Source organism: Sphingomonas sp. TDK1, assembly GCF_001650735.1.
In the GTDB taxonomy this organism is placed as follows: Bacteria; Pseudomonadota; Alphaproteobacteria; order Sphingomonadales; family Sphingomonadaceae; genus Sphingomonas.
In genome coordinates, this window is the sequence record NZ_LXVY01000004.1 from 318530 (window position 1) to 337658 (window position 19129).

Consider the following 19129-nt stretch of genomic DNA (forward strand, 5'->3'; position numbering starts at 1 on the left):
AGAGGGGGGAGGACCAGTGCCAATGTCAGTCGGCGCGTATCATTGTTCGGAGTCCGCAATTGCGTCCTCCTCGCCTGCTTGCGCAGGTTCTTCATCGGCGAACCAATGGGCGCGGGCCGCCATGATGATCTCGTTGCCCTGTTCGTCGCTCAGGCCATATTCCGCGAGGATGCCGCCCTTGGGCTCCTTGCGGGGGGTGTCGTCGCCGCGGCGACGCGGCTCGGCGCGCTTCTTCTCGACCAGTTCGTCGGTCGCCAGATCGGCGAGGTCGTCGAGCGTCTTGATGCCGGCCTTGCCGAGCGTGACCAGCATCGCTTCGGTCAGGTACGGCATGGTGGTCAGGTCGTCCTCGACGCCGAGCGCACGGCGCTCTTCGCGATTGGCTTCCTCGCGGCGCTCCAGCGCTTCCTGGGCGCGGTTCTGGAGTTCCTGCGCAAGATCTTCGTCGAAGCCCTCGATCGCCGCCAGTTCCTCGACCTCGACATAGGCGACTTCTTCCAGCGCGCCGAAACCTTCGGCGACCAGCAGCTGGGCCAGCGTCTCGTCGACGTCGAGCTCGTTCTGGAACATCTCCGAACGCTCGACGAATTCCTTCTGGCGCTTCTCGCTCGCATCCGCCTCGGTGAGGATGTCGATCGCCTTGCCGGTCAGCTGCGACGCCAGACGGACATTCTGGCCGCGACGGCCGATCGCCAGGCTCAGCTGATCGTCGGGGACGACGACTTCGATGCGGTCCTCTTCCTCGTCGATCACGACGCGGCTGACATTCGCCGGCTGCAGCGCGTTGACGACGAAGGTGGCGGTGTCCGGCGACCAGGGGATGATGTCGATCTTCTCGCCCTGCATTTCCTGCACGACGGCCTGCACGCGGCTGCCCTTCATGCCGACGCAGGCGCCGACCGGGTCGATCGAGCCGTCATGGCTGATCACGCCGATCTTGGCGCGGCTGCCCGGGTCGCGGGCGGCGGCCTTGATCTCGATGATGCCGTCGTAGATTTCGGGCACTTCCTGCGCGAACAGCTTCTTCATGAACTCGGGGTGCGCCCGGCTCAGGAATATCTGCGGACCACGGTTCTCGCGGCGGACGTTGAGCACCACCGAGCGGACGCGATCGCCGACGCGAACCACTTCGCGCGGGATCTGCTGGTCGCGGCGGATCACGCCCTCGGCGCGGCCCAGGTCGACGACGACATGGCCGAACTCGACGCGCTTCACCACACCGGTGATGATCTCGTTCACCCGGTCCTTGAACTCGTCATACTGGCGCTCGCGCTCGGCGTCGCGGACCTTCTGGAAGATGATCTGCTTCGAGGCCTGCGCCTGGATGCGGCCGAACTCGATCGGGGGCAGCGGATCGACGATGAAGTCACCAACCTTCGCGCCCTTCTGGAGCTTCTCGGCGCCCTTCAGGTCGACCTGCTTGAAATAGTCGTCGACCTGCTCGACCACCTCGACGACGCGCCACAGGCGGAGGTCGCCCGAAACCGGGTCGAGCTTCGCGCGAATGTCGTTCTCGACGCCGTAGCGATTCTTCGCGGCGCGCTGGATCGCATCTTCCATCGCCTCGATGACGATGGCCTTGTCGATCAGCTTTTCCTTCGCGACCGAATCGGCGATCGCGAGCAGCTCGGCCTTGTTGGCAGAAATGGCGGTGGCCATCCGGGCTTATCCTTCTACTTCGATAATCTTGTCGGCGCCCTCGGCGGAGAGCGGCGCGGTGGCGGCGATCAGGCGATCGGTCATTGTCAGCTTGGCGTCTTCGATCGCTGCGAACGGCAACACATGCTGCGTCTCGCCCTGCGTCACGATCGTGACGGTCGCGGCTTCCGCATCGATGCCGGCGAGATCACCCTTGAACTGCTTGCGCCCGTCGAGCTTCTCCGCGAGCGTGATGCGGGCCTCATGGCCCTTCCAGTCGGCGAAATCCTGCAACCGGGTGAGCGGCCGGTCGATGCCCGGCGAGCTGACCTCCAGCCGATAGGCATGGTCGATCGGATCGCGCCCCTCTGCCTCGAGCCGGTCCAGCAGGTCCGAGATGCGGCGCGACAGATCGGCGCAATCGTCGATCGTCAGCTGGCGCGTGTCCGGGCGCTCGGCCATGATCTGCAGCGTGGGATCGCTCTGGCCGCCGAACAGTTTCACGCGCACCAGGGCAAAGCCCAGTGCCTGCGCTTCGGTTTCGATCATCTTGGCCAGTTCGGCGAGATTCGCCACACACATCTCCGGTTGAAATCAAGCAGCTTCGGCGCCGGAGCCTGGTGGCCCCGACCTCGATCATGTTTGACGATGTCCGAGAAAGCACCGGCGATATACGCAATCCTTGTTACGGGAGCAAGGGGGCGCCTCGCTACTTGCATCTTTTCGCGGACGAAAGTCGTTGCAACACGTTGCAAAACCGGCTGCGTTCGTGGCCGAACCATCGCCGGAGAGGATTTCCCATGCCCCGCTCGCTGCTGCTGATACCGATCTTGTTCGCCGCTGCCTGTTCGTCGCCAGGCTCCAACGCCCAACAGCCGACCGGTGCGGCAGCCGCGCCGACACCGCTACCCGTGCCGAGCGGCACCCCCGCCCCGCTCCCCGCCGGCGCACCGTTCACGGCGATCCGCGTCGCCGATTTCGACTCGCCCTTCGCGCTCGCCTTTCTGCCCGACGGCGCCGCGCTGGTGACCGAGAAGGCCGGGCAATTGCAATATTGGGAGGTCAACCAGAAGGCGCAGGCGGTCACCGGCGTGCCCAAGGTCGCCGCGGGCGGCCAGGGCGGCCTGCTCGATGTCGCCGCCGCGCCGGACTTCGCCAGCAGCAACACGATCTACTTCACCTATTCGGAGCCGCGCGCCAACGGCAGCGCACTGGCGCTCGCCCGCGCCAAGCTCACCCGCGGCAAGGCGATGGCGCCGCGACTCGATAATGTGGAGGTGCTGTTCCGCGCGGGCGCGGATGGTGACGGCGGCCAGTTCGGCGCGGTGATCGCCTTCGCCCCCGACGGCAAGTCGCTGTTCCTCTCCTCGGGCGAGCGCCAGCGCTTCACCCCCGCGCAGGATCCGAACCAGGCGATCGGCAAGATCCTCCACCTTACGCTGGACGGCAAGCCCGCGTCGGACAATCCCGATGCCGACAAAGTCGGCGCCACCACCGTGCAGGTGATAGATCCGCCGGAAGACACCGAGGCCGCCAAGGCCGCCAAGGGCCGGCCTTTCGCCTTTGACGGTCCCAACCCCGCACCGGCCTCGACCTGGAGCAGCGGCCATCGCAATCCGTACGGCCTCGTCTTCGATGCATCCGGCAATCTGTGGGAGCACGAGATGGGCCCGCAGGGCGGCGACGAACTCAACCTGATCGTCAAGGGCCGCAACTATGGCTGGCCCAACGTCTCGTTCGGCGAGAACTACAACAACAAGCCGATCCCCAAGCCCAAGGCAGGCGACGGCTATGAGATGCCCAAGCTCTATTGGGTGCCGTCGATCTCGCCGTCCGGGCTGATCTACTATACCGGCAGCGAGTTCCCGCAGTGGAAGGGCTCGCTGCTGATGGGCGCGATGTCCGGCCAGGCGCTGATCCGCATCGCGCTCGACGGAACGAACGCCCGCAAGGCGGACCAGTGGGACATGGGCATGCGAATCCGCGACGTGGCCCAGGGACCGGACGGCTCGCTCTGGCTGCTGCAGGACGGCGCCAAGGGCGACGGCGGCTGGCTGATGCGAGTCAGCCCGAAGAAGTAAGACGGCGCCCCCGCCATCGGCGCTCCCCTCCCGCCAGCGGGAGGGGCGTTCCTACCGGACAATCAGGAAATTCATCCGCGCCGCGGCGATCGGCCGGTCCTCTTCGTCCTGCCACGCCACCGCGCTGACGTTCGCCACGCGATTGCCCAGCCGCGTCACCGTGCCCTTGGCCCGCGTTTCCTTCTCGCGGCCGCCGCGCATATAATCGACGGTGACGCTGACCGGCTTAACCTTCGCCCCGCCCTCGCCCTCCAGCGCCTGGAGCAGCGCACCGACCGCTGCCATTTCCAGCAGCCCGCCGATGGCACCGCCATGCAGAAACCCCGGTCGCCCGACCACGTCGCCGGAAAAAGGCAGGACCAGCACCGGCGCATCCGCGCCCGGCTCGACGGTGAGCCCCAGCAGCTCGGCATAAGGCGGGAGCTTCACCAATAGCCCTCCGCCGCCATGAAGGTGCCCGCGACATGCGCCACCGGATCGGCCGGATCGCCGTCATGCGCCTGCCCCCGCACGAAGGCGATCGAGCGGGTGAGCCGGTAGCATTCGCCGCGCCCGATGATCGTCTGCCCCGTCCGCGCCGGACGCAGATAGTCGATCCGCAGGTCGAGCGTCGCATGCGGCAGGAACCTGCCCGCTTTCAGCCACACCGCGACGCTGCTCGCCATGTCCATCAGCGCAAGGATCGGGCCCGAGGCGAGCACGCCGGTTTCTTCCTGCCCCACCAGATCGGCGCGCCAGGGCAACTCCAACTCCGACCAGTCCTCGCCATGGTCGTGGTGCGCAATCCCCAGGCGGCTGCCATGGTTGGGAAAGCGGAGCGCAAAGAACATGCGCGGATCGAACCGGGGCGGCGCCGCGGGATCGCTGGGCTGGGACATACCCACTTTTCTAGCGCCGCCATCTTGCCCGCGCAAATGCTTCGCCGCACAGTCGCCGGCAAGCGAGAGAGGATGCGAGATGACCGAGCGCGTGACCTGGACCATCGAAGGCGGCGTGGCCGATGTACGGCTGGCGCGCCCCGACAAGATGAACGCGCTCGACCCGGCGATGATCGAAGGGCTGCTGGCCGCGATCGATACGCTCGGACAAACCAGGGGCCTGCGCGCGATCGTGCTTTCCGGCGAGGGCCGCGCCTTCTGCGCCGGGCTCGACATGGCGAGCATGGCCAATGTCGGTGGGAGTGTCGACATCGCCGCGCGCACCCACGGCCTCGCCAACAGCTTCCAGCAGGTGGCCTGGGGCTGGCGGACCCTGCCCGTACCGGTGATCGCCGCGGTGCACGGCGTCGCCTTCGGCGGCGGGCTCCAGATCGCGAGCGGCGCGGATGTCCGGATCGCCACACCCGATACGCGGCTCTCGGTGATGGAGCTGAAATGGGGCATCGTGCCCGACATGGCCGGCTTCGTGCTCTGGCGCGGCACCGTGCGCGACGACGTGCTGCGCGAGCTGACCTACACCGCCCGCGAGTTCGACGCGGCGGAGGCACAAGGCTTTGGCTTCGTCACCCGCCTCGCAGACGACCCCCATGCGGAAGCCATGGCCCTCGCCGGCGCCATCGCCGGTCGCAACCCGGACGCGATCCGCGCCGCCAAGCGGCTCGCCAATCATGAGGGCGATGCCGCCGCGGTGCTATCGGCGGAGAGCGTCGAGCAGGCAGCGCTGCTGCGCACACCCAATCAGATTGAGGCGGTGATGGCCAATATGCAGAAACGCGCACCCGAGTTCCGCGACTGACGCCAGACGTACCCAAGACTCGAATCATCGTGCTGACAGGCTGCTGCCCGCCCGGTGCGGGACGGACGGGTTGCAGCCGCGCGCGACACCTGCGAAACGGCCGGCTGTTTTCAACCAGGCGGAGGGCGTGCGCCGATGTCGTTCAACAGCTTCGGTCGCGTATTCCGCTTCACCACCTGGGGCGAGAGCCATGGGCCTGCGCTGGGCGCAGTGGTCGATGGCTGCCCGCCGGGGCTGAACCTGACCGAAACGGACATCCAGCCCTTTCTCGATCGCCGCCGCCCCGGCCAGTCGCGTTTCACCACCCAGCGGCAGGAGCCGGACCAGGTCCGCATCCTCTCCGGCGTGTTCGAGGGGCGCACCACGGGTACGCCGATCGCGCTCCACATCGACAATGTCGACCAGCGCTCCAAGGATTATTCGGAGGTCGCCAAGGCCTATCGCCCCGGCCATGCCGATTATGCCTATGACCAGAAATACGGCTTCCGCGACTATCGCGGCGGTGGCCGGTCCTCGGCGCGCGAGACCGCGGCGCGCGTTGCCGCCGGCGCCGTGGCGCGGCTGGTGATCCCGGAGGTGACGATCACCGCCTGGGTCGAGGCGATCGGCGGCGACGCGATCGACTATGCCAGGTTCGACGCGGCCGAGATCGGCAACAACCCGTTCTTCTGCCCCGATCCGGAGGCAGCCATCCGCTGGGAAGCGCTGGTCGACGCGGCGCGCAAGGACGGCTCCTCGCTCGGCGCGGTCGTCGCCTGCGAGGCAACCGGGGTGCCAGCCGGCTGGGGCGCGCCGCTCTACGCCAAGCTCGACAGCGAACTCGCGGCGGCCTGCATGTCGATCAACGCGGTGAAGGGTTTCGAGATCGGCGACGGCTTCGCAGCGGCAGCCCTGCGCGGCGAGGACAATGCCGACGCCATGCGTCCCGGCAATGACGGCGGCGTCGCCTTCCTGGCCAACCATGCGGGCGGCATCGCGGGCGGCATCGCCACGGGCCAGCCGGTGCGGATGCGGGTGGCATTCAAGCCGACCAGCTCGATCCTCATCCCCGTCGAAACCGTCACCCGCGACGGCGCGGCGAGCGAGATCCGCACCAAGGGCCGCCACGATCCGTGCGTCGGCATTCGCGGCGTACCGGTCGTCGAAGCAATGGTGGCGCTCGTACTGGCAGACCAGAAATTGCTGCACCGGGCGCAAGTCGGCTGATCTTGCGCTCGACTCACCCCTGAACCGTTCGCTTTTATCGGCTAATGGAAATCAGTTGATGAGACTTCTTGCGAGCTTGGTGGTTATTCTTCCGTTGGCAGATCAACAGAAGGATGCCGAGTAATGTACATCAAGACGATTCTCGCCGCCGCTACGCTGATCGCTGCCCCGGCCGCGTTCGCGCAGCAGACCACGCCGGGCCAGACGACCCCGGGCGGCACCACCACGGATCAGAGCACCATGCCGGGCCAGACGAGCCCGGGTCAGACCACGTCGCCCACCGATCCTTCGATGAATCCGTCGACCACCACGACGCCCGGCGGCACGACCGGATCGGGCACGATGAACACGCCGGATTCGTCCACAACCACCACGTCCCCCACCGATCCGAGCGCCAGCACGACGGACTCGACCATGGGCGATAACACCGGCGACAAGCCGAAGCGCAAGCGTCCCCGCTAAGCGCTGCTCGGGAAAGAGGAACCTTTCCCCCCTTTCGGTTCCTCGCCTCGAACCAAGCTCGCCCGGCCCTCCTTCGAGAGCCGGGCGTTTTTGCGTCAGTCCGCGAAGGGATCGCGGACGAGGATGGTGTCCTCGCGCTCGGGGCTGGTCGATACCAGCGCGACCGGGCACTGGATCAGCTCTTCCACGCGACGGATATACTTGATCGCCTGCGCCGGCAGCTCGGCCCAGCTTCGCGCGCCGAAGGTCGATTCGGACCAGCCTTCCATCGTCTCGTAGATCGGCTCCACCGCTGCCTGGTCGGGCGCGCTGGCCGGATAATAGTCGAGCACCTCGCCGTTCAGGCGATAGCCGGTGCAGACCTGGATCTCGTCGAACCCGTCGAGCACGTCGAGCTTGGTCAGCGCGATGCCGGTGATGCCGGCGACCGCGACCGACTGGCGCAGCAATACCGCATCGAGCCAGCCGCAACGACGCTTGCGCCCGGTGACGGTGCCGAACTCGTGGCCGCGCGTGCCGAGCCGCTCGCCCACCGCATTGTCCAGCTCGCTCGGGAACGGGCCCGATCCGACGCGGGTAGTATAGGCCTTGGCGATACCGAGAACGAAGCCCACCGCGCCCGGCCCCATGCCGCTGCCGCTCGCCGCAGTGCCCGAGACGGTGTTGGACGAGGTGACGAACGGATAGGTGCCGTGGTCGATGTCGAGCAGCACGCCCTGGGCGCCCTCGAACAGGATGCGGCGGCCGCGCGACCGCACCTCGTTGAGCATCTTCCACACCGGCTGCACGAACGGCAGCACGAAGCCGGCGATGCCGCGCAGTTCCTCGAGCAAGCCCTCCCGGTCGATCGGCGGCTGGCCGAAGCCGGCGCGCAATGCATCGTGATGCGCAGCGAGACGATCGACCTGAGGCCCGATCGCATCAAGATTGGCGAGATCGCACACCCGGATCGCACGTCGGCCGACCTTGTCCTCATAGGCCGGGCCGATGCCGCGACGGGTGGTGCCGATCTTGCCCGCGCCGCTGGCGTCCTCGCGCAGCGCGTCGAGATCGCGGTGGAAAGGCAGGATCAGCGGGCAGGTATCGGCGATCTTCAGCGTGTCCGGGGTCACGTCGACGCCCTGCTCGCGCAGCTTCTCCACTTCGGCCTTGAGCGCCCAGGGGTCGAGCACCACGCCGTTGCCGATCACGCTGGGCGTGCCGCGCACGATGCCCGAGGGCAACAGCGAGAGCTTGTAGACCTTCTCGCCGATCACCAGCGTATGGCCGGCATTATGCCCGCCCTGGAAACGGACGACAACATCGGCACGCTCGGCGAGCCAGTCGACGATCTTGCCCTTGCCTTCGTCACCCCATTGGGCGCCGATCACTGCCACATTTGCCATGGATACACGTCCTCCGCCTGCCGGGCGGACCCTGGCCGCCCTTCGACAGGACTCGGCGGCAGGGACTGGTCAACCGGACGCGTCGCCCGAAGCCGCGGGGCGAATGGCGAGAACGGGCCCGAAGGTCAAGCCTTTCCTGCCGTCAACCGTCCAATGCGGCACGGATCGCGGTGGCCAGCGTCGCGATGTCGAAAGGCTTGGGCAGGATGGCCTCGTCCATATCGGGCGCCGGTGCGTCGGGAGCATAGCCGCTGGTGAGCAGTACCTTCAGCGCCGGCATCCGCGCGCGCACCTTTGCCGCCAGCTCGCGCCCGCTCATTTCGGGCATGACGACGTCGCTGAACAGCAGCGAGACCTTCTGACCGCGCTCGAGCAGCCGCAGCGCCTCGATCCCGTCACGGGCGAATACCACGCCATAGCCAAGCTCGCGCAGCGCCTCGACCGAGTAGGTTCGTACCCGATCCTCGTCCTCGACGACCAGGATGATTTCGGACGCCTTGCCCCTCGGCAACTCGCCTTCGATGCAATTTGCCGCAGGTGCCGGGACGGCCTCCGGCTTGGCGGGTAACAGCACGCGAACGTTGGTGCCGCGCTCCGGCTCGCTCTCGATCGTGACATGCCCGCCCGACTGGCGGATGAAGCCGAACACCTGGCTGAGCCCCAGACCGGTTCCCTTGCCCACGCCCTTGGTGGTGAAGAAAGGATCGAACGCGCGCGCCGCCACGTCCGGCGGCATGCCGACGCCGGTGTCGCGGATACGGATCTCGACATAATCGCCGGCCGCGATCTCGTACCGCGCCGCAACCTCGGCCCCGATCGCGACATGGTCGGTCTCGATCGTCAGCGTACCGCCCTGCGGCATCGCGTCGCGACCGTTCACCGCGAGGTTGAGGACCACATTCTCCAGCTGGTTGCGATCCGCGACGACGGGGTCGAGCCGACGGGCGAACTGGGTCTCGATCACCACCCCCTCGCCCAGGGTGCGGACGAGCAGCTCGATCATGCCCCCCAGCATATCGTTCACATCGAGCGCGGTCGGCGCCAGCGGCTGTCGGCGCGAAAAGGCAAGCAGGCGCTGGGTCAGCGCGGCGGCGCGGCTCGCTCCATCCCGCGCGGCGATCAGATAGCGATCGATATCGGTGCGGCCTTGCGCGACGCGCCGCTCCATCAGATCCAGCGCGCCGATCACGACCGCCAGCATATTGTTGAAGTCGTGCGCGATGCCGCCAGTCAACTGGCCCACCGCCTCCATTTTCTGCGCCTGGCGGAGCTGGGCCTCGGCAGCCATCAACCGCTCGGTTCGTTCGCGGACCGCCGCCTCCAGCTCCTCCCGCGAGCGGGCGAGCACTTCGCGGGCGTCCACGATATCCTGGATGTCGGTACTGGTGCCGAACCAGCGCACGATTCGTCCGCTATCGTCCCGAAGCGCCTGCGCGCGTCCCAAGGCCCAACGATAGGTGCCGCTGTGATGCCGCATCCGATATTCGATGCGGTACAGATCGCCGGTCTGAACGCAATGCTCCCACACTGCCGCCGCGCGTCGCTGATCGTCGGGATGCAGTACCTTGCCCCAGGCATGTCCATCGGTGCTGCCATGTTCGACGCCGGTATATTCGTACCAGCGGTCGTTATAGTAATCGACGGCCCCTTCGGCATCCGCAGACCATACCATATGGTCGATCGAGTTGGTGATCGCGCGGAACTGGGCCTCGCTTTTGCGCAGCGCCAGCACCGCATCGGCACGTTCCACCGAATCCCATGTGGTCTCCACCACGGTCTCGACGAAGGCGATTTCCTCCGGCTTCCAATGCCGCGGGCCGGAACCGTTGGCGTAGAAGGTAGCAACCCATTGCCCCCCGCGCAGCAGCGGCACGCCGATTGCCGAGGGAGAGAGTCTGCTCAGCTCCGTATGCGGATATTCGGCATTGCTGTCGTCGAAGGTGATCGTGCGCCCCTCGCGGTAGCGCTCGACCAGCGGGGCGACGGCGTCCAGTCGCCACTGGCCCGCGAATTTGGGCAGGCCGCCATCGGTCCAGCAGGGACCGAGATGGATGACGTCCCCCGCCACCCGGTAGAAGCCGACACGGGACAGGCCTAGCTTCCTGCCCAGTTCGGCGGCGGTCAGCTCCATGATCGCATCGGGCGTGTCCAGCGCGCGCTGACGCTCCGCGAGGCCGTGCAGGAAGGATTGCGATTCGGTGATGCCGCGCAGATCGTCGGCTGCTTCCTGCGCGGCCTCCTCCGCCAGCTTGCGATCGGTGATGTCGAGGCTGACACCCGGAAAGCGGACCGGTTGCCCCGCAGCATCGAAGATGCAGCGCCCCTGGGTCAGCAGCCAGCGCACCTGTCCGTCCGCACGCATCACCCGAAATTCGAGCTTGAGCGCGCTGCGGTCCGCGATCGACTGGCGCACTTCCGCGGCGATGCGCGCGCGGTCGTCCGGGTGGATCAGGTTGAGGACCCGATCGAAACCGCCGCCATCGGCAACGCGCTCCGGAGCGATCCCGAACAGCGCCGCGAAACGTTCGTCACCGGTGATCCGGCCGGTTTCCGCCTTCCAGTCCCATGTGCCGACGCCGGTCGACGCGTTCAGCGCGAGCTGCAGGCGCTCCTCGCTCCGGCGCAGGGCCTCCTCGGCCTCGGCGCGCTCGGTGATGTCCGCGGCGGCGATGAAGATGCCGGTGCAGGCGCCTCTCCCGTCCTTGATCGGCTGGAAGGCGAAGTCCAGCACGCGACGCTTCGCGTCGATTTCCTCGCCCCGGCGCAGCAGGACGTCGCGATTGACCGCGCGATAGGGTTCGCCCTTCCGGTAGACCTGGTCGAGTACCTCCACATAGCCCTGCTCGATGATCTCGGGCAGCACCTCCGCGACCGACCGGCCCACCACCGCATCCCGTCCGACCAGTTCGAGATAGGCCGGGTTGGCAAGGACGAAGCGGTGTTCCGCCCCCTCGACCAGCGCCACCGCCCCCGGGGCCTGCTGGAAATATTCTCGCAGCCGCTCCAGCTCGGCCTGCTGTGCCCGCTCGGCGAGCACTACCCGCGTCGTCTCATTGCCCTGGTTCAGGATGCCGAGCACCCGGCCCTCGGCGTCGCGAATCGGCGTGAAACTGTAATTCCACCAGCTGTCGCGCGGCACGCCGTCGCGCGCCATGCGCAGCAGCTGGTCATAGACGGCGAAGCCACGGCCGGTTGCGACCACCTCCTCCATCTGCGGGCTGATCACGTCCCAGATTTCCGCCCAGACCTCGCTGCCCGCCCGTCCAAGCGCCCAAGGATGCCGGTCGGCTGCGATCGGCGCCCAGGCGTCGTTGTAGAGCAGGCGGAACTCGGGCCCCCAGTAAATCGCCTTCGGAAAGCGCGAGGCCAGCATCATATCGACGGCGATGCGCAGCGGTTCGCACCAGGTCGCGGGCGTGCCGAACGGATGGCCGGTCCAGTCGAACGTCCGGATACGGTCGGCCATCTCACCGCCATGATCCAGAAAGCGTAGCGGCGCAGCCATGTGCAATTCGTTGATCATGGCCCACCCCGAAGTCAATGCGACTGGGCAAAATACGTAGCAACGCGCTACGGTTCCGCCGAGCGCGAAGTTGCTCTAATGCGACCGCCGAAGGAGATGGTGTCAAATGAAACTAGCCAGCCTCAAGCAGGGCCGCGACGGCAAGCTCGTCGTCGTCTCGAACGATCTCGCCTGGTGCGCCGATGCCAGCCATATCGCCCCCACGCTGCAGGCGGCGCTGGACGATTGGGCGCGGGTGGAGGGCGATCTGCGCAACCTCGCCACCGATCTCGAGCATGAGACCATCCCGATGATGCGCTTCCATGAGCGCCAGGCCGCAGCCCCCTTGCCCCGCGCCTATCAATGGGCGGACGGCTCCGCCTATGTGAACCATGTCGCGCTGGTGCGGCAGGCGCGCGGCGCCGAGCTGCCGGAGAGCTTCTGGCAGGATCCCCTGATGTACCAGGGCGGATCCGACGGCTTCCTGGGCCCGCGCGATTCGATCCCGCTCAAGGACGAAAGCTGGGGCTGCGACCTCGAGGCCGAAGTGGTGGTCGTCACCGGCGACGTGCCGCTGGGTGCCAGCCGTGAGGAAGCGCTGGCGGCGGTGCGGCTGGTGGGCCTGACCAACGACGTGAGCTTGCGCAACCTGATCCCGGGCGAACTCGCCAAGGGCTTCGGCTTCTTCCAGTCCAAGCCGGCCAGCGCCTTCTCGCCGGTGTTCGTCACGCCCGATGCGCTGGGCGACTGGTGGCAGGAGGGCAAGTTCCACCGCACGCTGATGGTCGATCTCAACGGCCAGCCGTTCGGCCGGGTCGACGCGGGCGAGGACATGACCTTCGATTTCGGCACGCTGATCGCCCATGCGGCGAAGACGCGCGCGCTGGGTGCAGGCACGATCATTGGCTCGGGCACCGTCTCCAACCGCGACGAGGGTGGTGGCCCGGGCAAGCCGATCGGCGAGGGCGGCAAGGGCTATTGCTGCCTCGCCGAGGTGCGCACCGTCGAGACGATCCTGCGTGGGAGCGCCGAGACACCGTTCCTCAAGGCCGGCGACACGATCCGCATCTGGGCGGAGGACGACAAGCACCACCCGATCTTCGGCACGATCGAGCAGACGGTGGTGGCAGGCTGATCCGCGGGCCGGCGCGGCGTCCTAACGGCGCGGCGCCGGCCTGGCCGGTCCGCACGGCGTGACGGTCAGCCGGTACGTAGCGAAGGTGCTTTCCTTGGCCGCGGCATCGCGCGCGACGATCGTCCAGTCGAGCATCTGCCCCGTGCGCCGCCAGCGATTGACGAAGGTGTCGCTGCCGAAGCGATAGCGCATCTCGAATCCCTGATCCTGCGCCTCGCCCTCGCCGGGCGCCGCGAAGGCGCCGCCGAAGCTGTCCGCCCAATAGCCGGTGAACGCGCCTGCCGGGCGCCCGGCCTTGGCGGGCAACCAGCCGAAGACGAGGTGCGCGGCGTAGCGGTCGGCGGCATCGGCGGTGGCGACGCTGGTCGTATCGAGCGCGATCATTGCCCCCATCGCCGTCGGCGCGGCGCGGAGCGTGAGGGTGACGGGCTTGTCCATCACCTTGCCGCTGCCCTGCCAGCAGCCTTCGAGCGCCTGCAGCGCCGCGGGCGGCGGCGCGACGCTTTGCGCGTGCGCGGTGGATGCGAGCAGCAGACCGGATCCGGCGATCAGAAGATGGTTCAGCATGGTTCCCCCCCGGAAGATGATGCAACGGCGTAGCGATATTCAGAATCAGTGGAAATCGTGCGACTTGATCGGGATGATATCCTCGCGCCGCGACGGCCAGCTCTCCGGCGTTCGCTGCTTTGGATAGGCTTGCGCGGGATCGCTCGACCGGGTGACCTTGCGATCGCGCGAATCGATCGTGCCGCCATGCGTCGCGCCGTCGCCGGGCATCGTCATTCGCGGCAGGTCGAGCGCGCCGACGCTGCGCAGCAGATCGGTCAGGTCGGTGATCGTCTCGGCGATCAGGTGCAGCACCTCGCCCTCGCGCTGGAGGCGCCCGCGCACCGCGATCATCGGCGCGGCGAGGATGATCGGGCGGTAGAGCGCGAAGCGCGCCGGCCAGACGATCGCATTGGCGATCCCGCTCTCGTCCTCCAGCGTGAGGAAGATGCTCTTGGCGCTGCCCGGCTTCTGGCGGACGAGCACGATTCCCGCCACCTCCACCCGCGCGCCGTCCTTGAGCGTCTTGAGGTCGCCGCAGGGGCGGATGCGCCGCGCCGCGAGCGTGCCGCGCAGGAAGTGGAGCGGATGCGCGCGAAGGCTCAGCTGGGTGGCGCGATAATCCTCCACCACCTCGCGCCCGGCGGTGAGCGGGGTGAGCGTCACCGCAGGCTCGGCGGCCTGGATCGGCCCCTCGATGCCTGCGAACAGCGGCAAGGGCGCCTGGTCGAGCGCCTTGATCGCCCAGAGCGCCTGGCGCCGGTCCTGCCCAAAGGCGCGGAAGGCATCGGCCTGGGCGAGCTTCGTCAGCGCGGCGGGGGAGACACGGGCGCGGCGCCATACGTCCTCGATCGAGGTAAAGGGCCGCTCGGCGCGTGCGGCGAGGATCGCCTCGGCATCGCGCGCGGAGAGCCCTTGGACGACGCGCATGCCGAGGCGAAGGGGCAATAATTCCTCCCCGGAACGGGGAGGGGGACCGCTCGCCGCAGGCGCGGGGTGGAAGGGCCGCGCCGAAGGCGCGGTAGTGCCACGTCGTCCGGGATCACCGCCGCGTGCCGCGGCGGCCCCTCCACCATGTGCTGGCGCACATGGTCCCCCTTCCCGTTCCGGGGAGGATCGTAAGACCCGCGTATCCCAGTCGCTGTCGTTGACGCACACCGCGCGCACCTCGACGCCATGCTCGCGCGCATCGCGGACGATCTGCGCCGGCGCGTAAAAGCCCATCGGCTGGGCGTTGAGCAGCGCCGCGCAGAAGATGTCCGGATGGTGGCACTTCATCCAGCTCGACGCATAGGCGATCTTGGCGAAGCTCGCCGCGTGGCTCTCGGGAAAGCCATAGCTGCCGAAACCCTCGATCTGCTTGAAGGTCCGCTCGGCGAAATCCTGGGTGTAGCCCTTCTTGAGCATCCCGCTGATCATCTTCTCCCTGAAGTGCGTGACGCCGCCGGTCGACTTGAAGGTCGCCATCGCGCGGCGCAGCGCATCGGCCTCGGCCGGTTCGAACCCCGCGCCGACGATGGCGACCTTCATCGCCTGCTCCTGGAACAGCGGCACGCCGAAGGTCTTCGACAAGACGTCCTCCAGTTCCGCGCTCGGATACTCGACCTCCTCCTTGCCCTCGCGCCGCCGCAGATAGGGGTGCACCATGTCCCCCTGGATCGGCCCCGGCCGCACGATCGCGACCTGGATGACGAGGTCGTAGAATTTGTGCGGCTTCAACCGCGGCAGCATCGACATCTGCGCCCGGCTTTCGATCTGGAAGGTGCCGAGGGTATCGGCTTGTCGGATCATCGCGAAGGTGGCGGGATCGTCCTCCTGCATCGCGTCCGAGGCGAGCGTGAGCTTCACCCCCTTGTGCTGTTCGAGCAGATCGAACGCGCGCCGCATGCAGCCGAGCATGCCGAGCCCGAGAATATCGACCTTCATCAGGCCGAGTTCCTCGATATCGTCCTTCTCCCATTCGATCACCCGCCGCGCCACCATCGCCGCCGGTTCGATCGGCACGATCTCGTCGAGATTCGCCTGGGCCAGCACGAAGCCACCGGGATGCTGCGAGCGATGGCGCGGGGTGCCGATCAGCTGGCGGGCGAGATCGAGCGTCAGCGCCAGCCGCGGTTCGCTGGCATCGAGGTTGAGCGCGGCGGCATCGGCCTCGCTCACCCCTTCGTTCGACCAGCCCCAGACCTGCCCCGCCAGCCCGGCGGTGACGTCCTCGGGCAGCCCCAGCGCCTTGCCGACCTCGCGCACCGCCCCACGCGTACGATAGCGGCTGACCACGGCGGTGAGCGCGGCGTGGCGCGCGCCATAGGTCTCGTAGATCCACTGGATCACTTCCTCGCGCCGCTCATGCTCGAAATCGACGTCGATATCGGGCGGCTCGTTGCGGTCGGCGGAGAGGAACCGCTCGAACAGCAGCTTGTGCACCACCGGGTCGATCGAGGTGACCCCGAGCAGGAAGCAGATCAGCGAATTGGCCGCACTGCCCCGCCCCTGGCACAGGATTTCCTGCGCGCGGGCGTAGCGGACGATCGAATGCACGGTGAGGAAATAGGGCGCGTAGCCGAATTTCTCGACCAGCGTCAGCTCCTTCTCCAGCAGCTCGGCATAGGCCGGCGGCGGTCCCTCCGGAAACTTCACGGCAAGCGCATCGCGGGCGAGCTTGGCCAGCGCTTCCTGCGGGCTGCGGCCGGACATCACCACTTCGTCGGGGTAGCGATAGAGCGTGCCGAGTTCGCGGGGATTGAAGCTGCAGCGCTCGACCACTGCCTCCACCGCCTGCAGCGCCTCGGGCCAGGCGGCGAAGCGGCGCGCCATTTCGTGCGGGGGCTTGAGATGCCGGTCAGCGCTGCGGGCGCGGCGGAAGCCGAGATCGTCGACGGTGGTGGTGTGGCGGATCGCGGTCATCACGTCGTGCAGCATCCGCCGATCGGGGTGATGATAGAGCACATCGCCGGTGGCGAGCGGGGTCAGGCCATGCGCCGCGGCGGCCTCTGCCAGCCTGTGCAGCCGCACCGCCTCCTGCGGGCGACGATGGCGGGTGAGCGTGACATGCCCGCGCTCCCCGAACACATCCGCCATCCAGCGCAGCGCCGCCGGGTCGCCGCCATCCGCCATGCCCGGCGCCAGCGCGGCGACAAGGCCGTCGGCATGCCCCGCCACATCCTCCCAATGGAGGAAGCACTGCCCCTTCTCGCCATGCTGCGCATCCGCCCGCGCCTTGCCGATGCTGAGCAGCCGGGTGAGCCGCGACCAGGCGGCGAGATCCTCGGGCCAGACCAGCACGCCGCTGCCGTCGGTCAGGTCCAGCCGGCAGCCGGTGACCAGCCGCACGCCCGTCGCCTCCGCCGCGACCAGCGCGCGGACGATCCCGCCGACACTGTTGTGATCGGTAATGCCGAGCGCGGGCATGCCATAGGCCGCCGCCGCCTCGAACAGCTCGGACGGCGCGGAGGCACCGCGCAGGAAGGAATAATGGCTGGTTACCTGGAGTTCGGCATACATGGCGGTCACCCGAACAGGCCGTGGAGATACCAGCTGAGATCGCCGGTAACGCTACGTTCGCCATCGCCCTGGCGGAACAACCAGTAACGGCGGCCGCGCTCGTCCTCGACGCGGAAATAGTCGCGCGTGGCATGGGTTTCCGCCGCGCGCTTCCACCATTCGCCATGGATGCGCTCGGGCCCGTCGGCATGGACCACCTCGTGCCGCTCGCCCCGCCAGGTGAAGCGACGCGGCGGCTGGTCAGGCAGCTCGGCGACCACGAAGTCCAGCCGCTCGGGCCGGCGTAGCAGGCGGATCGGGCGCGGCCAGTCGGGGTGCCAGGGCGGCAGCGGGGCATTGCGGTCGAGCTGGCGGACATCGTCGGCCTTCATCGGCGGGGCCTCGCGTTCGGGCGGATCGAGCGGCGGGAGGGCCGCCGCCGAGCGCTCCGGCACGTCGCTCTCCACCGGCCGCATCCGCCAGAGCCGCGCCATGCCGATCCGCGTCGCCAGCGTGTCTATCAAGGGCGCGAGATCGGGCACCGTCTCGGCATCGAGCCGCTCTTCCACCGGCAGCGCGCCGAGGGGTTCGCTGCGCAGCAAATGCAGCGTCATCGCGTCGAGGCCATAGCCCGGCTCGATCTGGTCGATCCGGCGCGCGAGCAGGCGGAGCAGATGCGCGGGATCACGGCTGGCGCGGGCGAGACCGATGCCGATCCGTTGCGGCACGCCGTCGACGCGGTCGGCGACCAGCCCAATGCGGCGCGCCCCTTGCCCTGCTTCGGCCAATGCTTCGGCGAGACGGTGGACGAGATCGCCCAGCCAGTGGGCGATCGCCTCAGGCGTGGCGATCGGCTCGGCAAAGCGCTGGGTGACCGCGATCGGCTCGGGCGGTGTGACGGGGGTGACCGGCTCCGGGATGCGGCCCAGCGCCTGGTCCAGCCGTGCGGCGATGACGGTGCCGAAGCGGCGGACCAACGGCGCGCGGGGGAGCGCGGCGAGCTGGCCGATGCTGTCGACGCCGAGCCGGTGCAGCAGGTCGAGCGCATCCCCCTCCAGCCGCAACGCCTCGACCGGCAGCGGCGCGAGCCACGCGCCATGTTCGCCGGGCGGGCAGCGGAGCAGCGTCTCGGGGCGGAAGCGCGCCAAGGCCCAGGCGGCGCCAAGGGTATCGGCGACGGCGATCCTAGCGGCGAAGCCCAGCCGGGCGAGCAGCGCATGCAGCCGGCGCAGCATCCTGGCCTCGCCGCCGTGGAGATGGGCAACGCCGGTCAGGTCGAGGAACAGCAGGTCCTCCCCGGCCAGGGTCACGCTCGGCGACCAGCGCCGCGCGAGGCCGTGCGCCAGCCGTTCGAGATCGGCGCGATCGCCGTCCGGATCGGCCGGGTCGACGCGGAGCTCGGGCACCAGCGCACGGGCCTGGGTAAGCGCCATGCCGATGCGGATACCCGCGGCAAGCGCAGCCGGGCAGGCCGCAGCGACTTCGCTGCGGCTGCCGGTGCGGCGGGAGAGGATGCGGGGAGACTCCACACCCCTTTCGTCATCCCGGCGAAGGCCGGGATCCATTACCTTCTCCGCTGGGGAGGAAGCCGAAACCGACAGGCGAATGGATCCCGGCTTTCGCCGGGATGACGATTGTGGGGGAGGCGCCGACGCCACGACGGACGGCGCAGCCCCGCGCGCCGCCAGCGGCAACCGCACCACCCCACCCGCCATTGCCCCGCCCTCGTCGGGCCGCATCCGCCTGAACACCGGCTCGGCCGCCTCGCTGCGCCGGCCGAGCTCGCGCATCGGCGGCCGCTGGTGCGGCGGCAGCGCGGCGATGGCAGCATCGCGCGCGGCCCGCGCCCAGCGCGCCCCCGGCCGCCAGCCGCCACCGCGCTGGACGGAGCACGCGGCTTCCTGCTCGGCAGCGGCGAGCGCTTGTGCCTGGACGAGCCCTTCCAAGTCTTCGCTCCCCT

The 19129-nt window shown here is 68.4% G+C and carries 14 protein-coding genes; 5 read left to right on the top strand and 9 right to left on the bottom strand.

The annotated features are described in order from the left end of the window. Positions 1-39 precede the first annotated feature (39 nt). Complete coding sequence (gene nusA / locus A7X12_RS04985) at positions 40-1659, bottom strand: transcription termination factor NusA (protein ID WP_064310525.1); 1620 nt, start codon at positions 1657-1659, stop codon at positions 40-42. Between the two features lie 6 nt (positions 1660-1665). After that, the gene (rimP, locus tag A7X12_RS04990; RefSeq protein WP_064310526.1) at positions 1666-2220 is read right to left on the bottom strand and encodes a ribosome maturation protein RimP; all 555 of its coding nucleotides are present in this window, start codon (positions 2218-2220) and stop codon (positions 1666-1668) included. A 218-nt stretch (positions 2221-2438) separates the two neighbouring features. On the opposite strand from rimP, the gene A7X12_RS04995 reads away from it, so the two are divergent. Continuing rightward, positions 2439-3719 carry a PQQ-dependent sugar dehydrogenase gene (locus tag A7X12_RS04995; RefSeq protein ID WP_064310527.1) on the top strand — a complete coding sequence of 427 codons (1281 nt, stop codon included), beginning with the start codon at positions 2439-2441 and terminating at the stop codon, positions 3717-3719. A gap of 51 nt (positions 3720-3770) precedes the next feature. Here A7X12_RS04995 and A7X12_RS05000 read toward each other — a convergent pair whose 3' ends face one another. Further along, positions 3771-4148, bottom strand: a complete 378-nt coding sequence (locus A7X12_RS05000) for a PaaI family thioesterase (protein WP_064310528.1) — start codon at positions 4146-4148, stop codon at positions 3771-3773. Beyond that, positions 4145-4597 (bottom strand): PaaI family thioesterase, encoded by a 453-nt coding sequence (locus A7X12_RS05005; RefSeq protein ID WP_064310529.1) that lies wholly within the window; start codon positions 4595-4597, stop codon positions 4145-4147. Before A7X12_RS05005 ends, A7X12_RS05000 begins: the two co-directional genes overlap by 4 nt. Before the next feature lie 79 nt (positions 4598-4676). Between A7X12_RS05005 and A7X12_RS05010 the strand changes: the two genes are divergently transcribed. The 3 genes from A7X12_RS05010 (at position 4677) to A7X12_RS05020 (ending at position 7121) form a co-directional block, all read left to right on the top strand. Then, entirely contained in the window at positions 4677-5453 is a 777-nt protein-coding gene (locus tag A7X12_RS05010; RefSeq protein ID WP_064310530.1) for a crotonase/enoyl-CoA hydratase family protein, read from the top strand. 135 nt (positions 5454-5588) lie between these two features. Next, positions 5589-6659 (top strand): chorismate synthase, encoded by a 1071-nt coding sequence (gene aroC, locus A7X12_RS05015; RefSeq protein WP_064310531.1) that lies wholly within the window; start codon positions 5589-5591, stop codon positions 6657-6659. Between the two features lie 123 nt (positions 6660-6782). Beyond that, positions 6783-7121 (top strand): hypothetical protein, encoded by a 339-nt coding sequence (locus A7X12_RS05020; protein ID WP_064310532.1) that lies wholly within the window; start codon positions 6783-6785, stop codon positions 7119-7121. Positions 7122-7216: 95 nt separating this feature from the next. Here the strand turns inward: A7X12_RS05020 and A7X12_RS05025 are convergent, their stop codons facing one another. Further along, complete coding sequence (locus A7X12_RS05025) at positions 7217-8506, bottom strand: adenylosuccinate synthase (protein ID WP_064310533.1); 1290 nt, start codon at positions 8504-8506, stop codon at positions 7217-7219. Positions 8507-8648: 142 nt separating this feature from the next. Next, positions 8649-12029 carry a PAS domain-containing protein gene (locus A7X12_RS05030; RefSeq protein WP_232318366.1) on the bottom strand — a complete coding sequence of 1127 codons (3381 nt, stop codon included), beginning with the start codon at positions 12027-12029 and terminating at the stop codon, positions 8649-8651. Between the two features lie 106 nt (positions 12030-12135). Here A7X12_RS05030 and A7X12_RS05035 point away from each other — a divergent pair, with 106 nt between their 5' ends. After that, the gene (locus A7X12_RS05035; RefSeq protein WP_064310534.1) at positions 12136-13143 is read left to right on the top strand and encodes a fumarylacetoacetate hydrolase family protein; all 1008 of its coding nucleotides are present in this window, start codon (positions 12136-12138) and stop codon (positions 13141-13143) included. A 21-nt stretch (positions 13144-13164) separates the two neighbouring features. Here A7X12_RS05035 and A7X12_RS05040 read toward each other — a convergent pair whose 3' ends face one another. The 3 genes from A7X12_RS05040 to A7X12_RS05050 are packed head-to-tail and all read right to left on the bottom strand — an operon-like array spanning position 13165 to position 19115. Then, positions 13165-13710 (bottom strand): hypothetical protein, encoded by a 546-nt coding sequence (locus A7X12_RS05040; RefSeq protein WP_064310535.1) that lies wholly within the window; start codon positions 13708-13710, stop codon positions 13165-13167. Positions 13711-13755: 45 nt separating this feature from the next. Then, complete coding sequence (locus A7X12_RS05045; RefSeq protein WP_064310686.1) at positions 13756-17190, bottom strand: error-prone DNA polymerase; 3435 nt, start codon at positions 17188-17190, stop codon at positions 13756-13758. Positions 17191-17195: 5 nt separating this feature from the next. Continuing rightward, a complete protein-coding gene (locus tag A7X12_RS05050) occupies positions 17196-19115 on the bottom strand; it encodes a DNA polymerase Y family protein (protein ID WP_332308513.1) in 1920 nt (639 codons plus the stop codon). Positions 19116-19129: the final 14 nt, after the last annotated feature.

Bases quoted from the DNA above. Each gene is read 5' to 3' on its own strand.
- nusA (WP_064310525.1), bottom strand. From the start codon at position 1,659: ATGGCCACCGCCATTTCTGCCAACAAGGCCGAGCTGCTCGCGATCGCC.
- rimP (WP_064310526.1), bottom strand. From the start codon at position 2,220: ATGTGTGTGGCGAATCTCGCCGAACTGGCCAAGATGATCGAAACCGAA.
- A7X12_RS04995 (WP_064310527.1), top strand. From the start codon at position 2,439: ATGCCCCGCTCGCTGCTGCTGATACCGATCTTGTTCGCCGCTGCCTGT.
- A7X12_RS05005 (WP_064310529.1), bottom strand. From the start codon at position 4,597: ATGTCCCAGCCCAGCGATCCCGCGGCGCCGCCCCGGTTCGATCCGCGC.
- A7X12_RS05010 (WP_064310530.1), top strand. From the start codon at position 4,677: ATGACCGAGCGCGTGACCTGGACCATCGAAGGCGGCGTGGCCGATGTA.
- aroC (WP_064310531.1), top strand. From the start codon at position 5,589: ATGTCGTTCAACAGCTTCGGTCGCGTATTCCGCTTCACCACCTGGGGC.
- A7X12_RS05020 (WP_064310532.1), top strand. From the start codon at position 6,783: ATGTACATCAAGACGATTCTCGCCGCCGCTACGCTGATCGCTGCCCCG.
- A7X12_RS05025 (WP_064310533.1), bottom strand. From the start codon at position 8,506: ATGGCAAATGTGGCAGTGATCGGCGCCCAATGGGGTGACGAAGGCAAG.
- A7X12_RS05030 (WP_232318366.1), bottom strand. From the start codon at position 12,029: ATGATCAACGAATTGCACATGGCTGCGCCGCTACGCTTTCTGGATCAT.
- A7X12_RS05035 (WP_064310534.1), top strand. From the start codon at position 12,136: ATGAAACTAGCCAGCCTCAAGCAGGGCCGCGACGGCAAGCTCGTCGTC.
- A7X12_RS05040 (WP_064310535.1), bottom strand. From the start codon at position 13,710: ATGCTGAACCATCTTCTGATCGCCGGATCCGGTCTGCTGCTCGCATCC.
- A7X12_RS05045 (WP_064310686.1), bottom strand. From the start codon at position 17,190: ATGTATGCCGAACTCCAGGTAACCAGCCATTATTCCTTCCTGCGCGGT.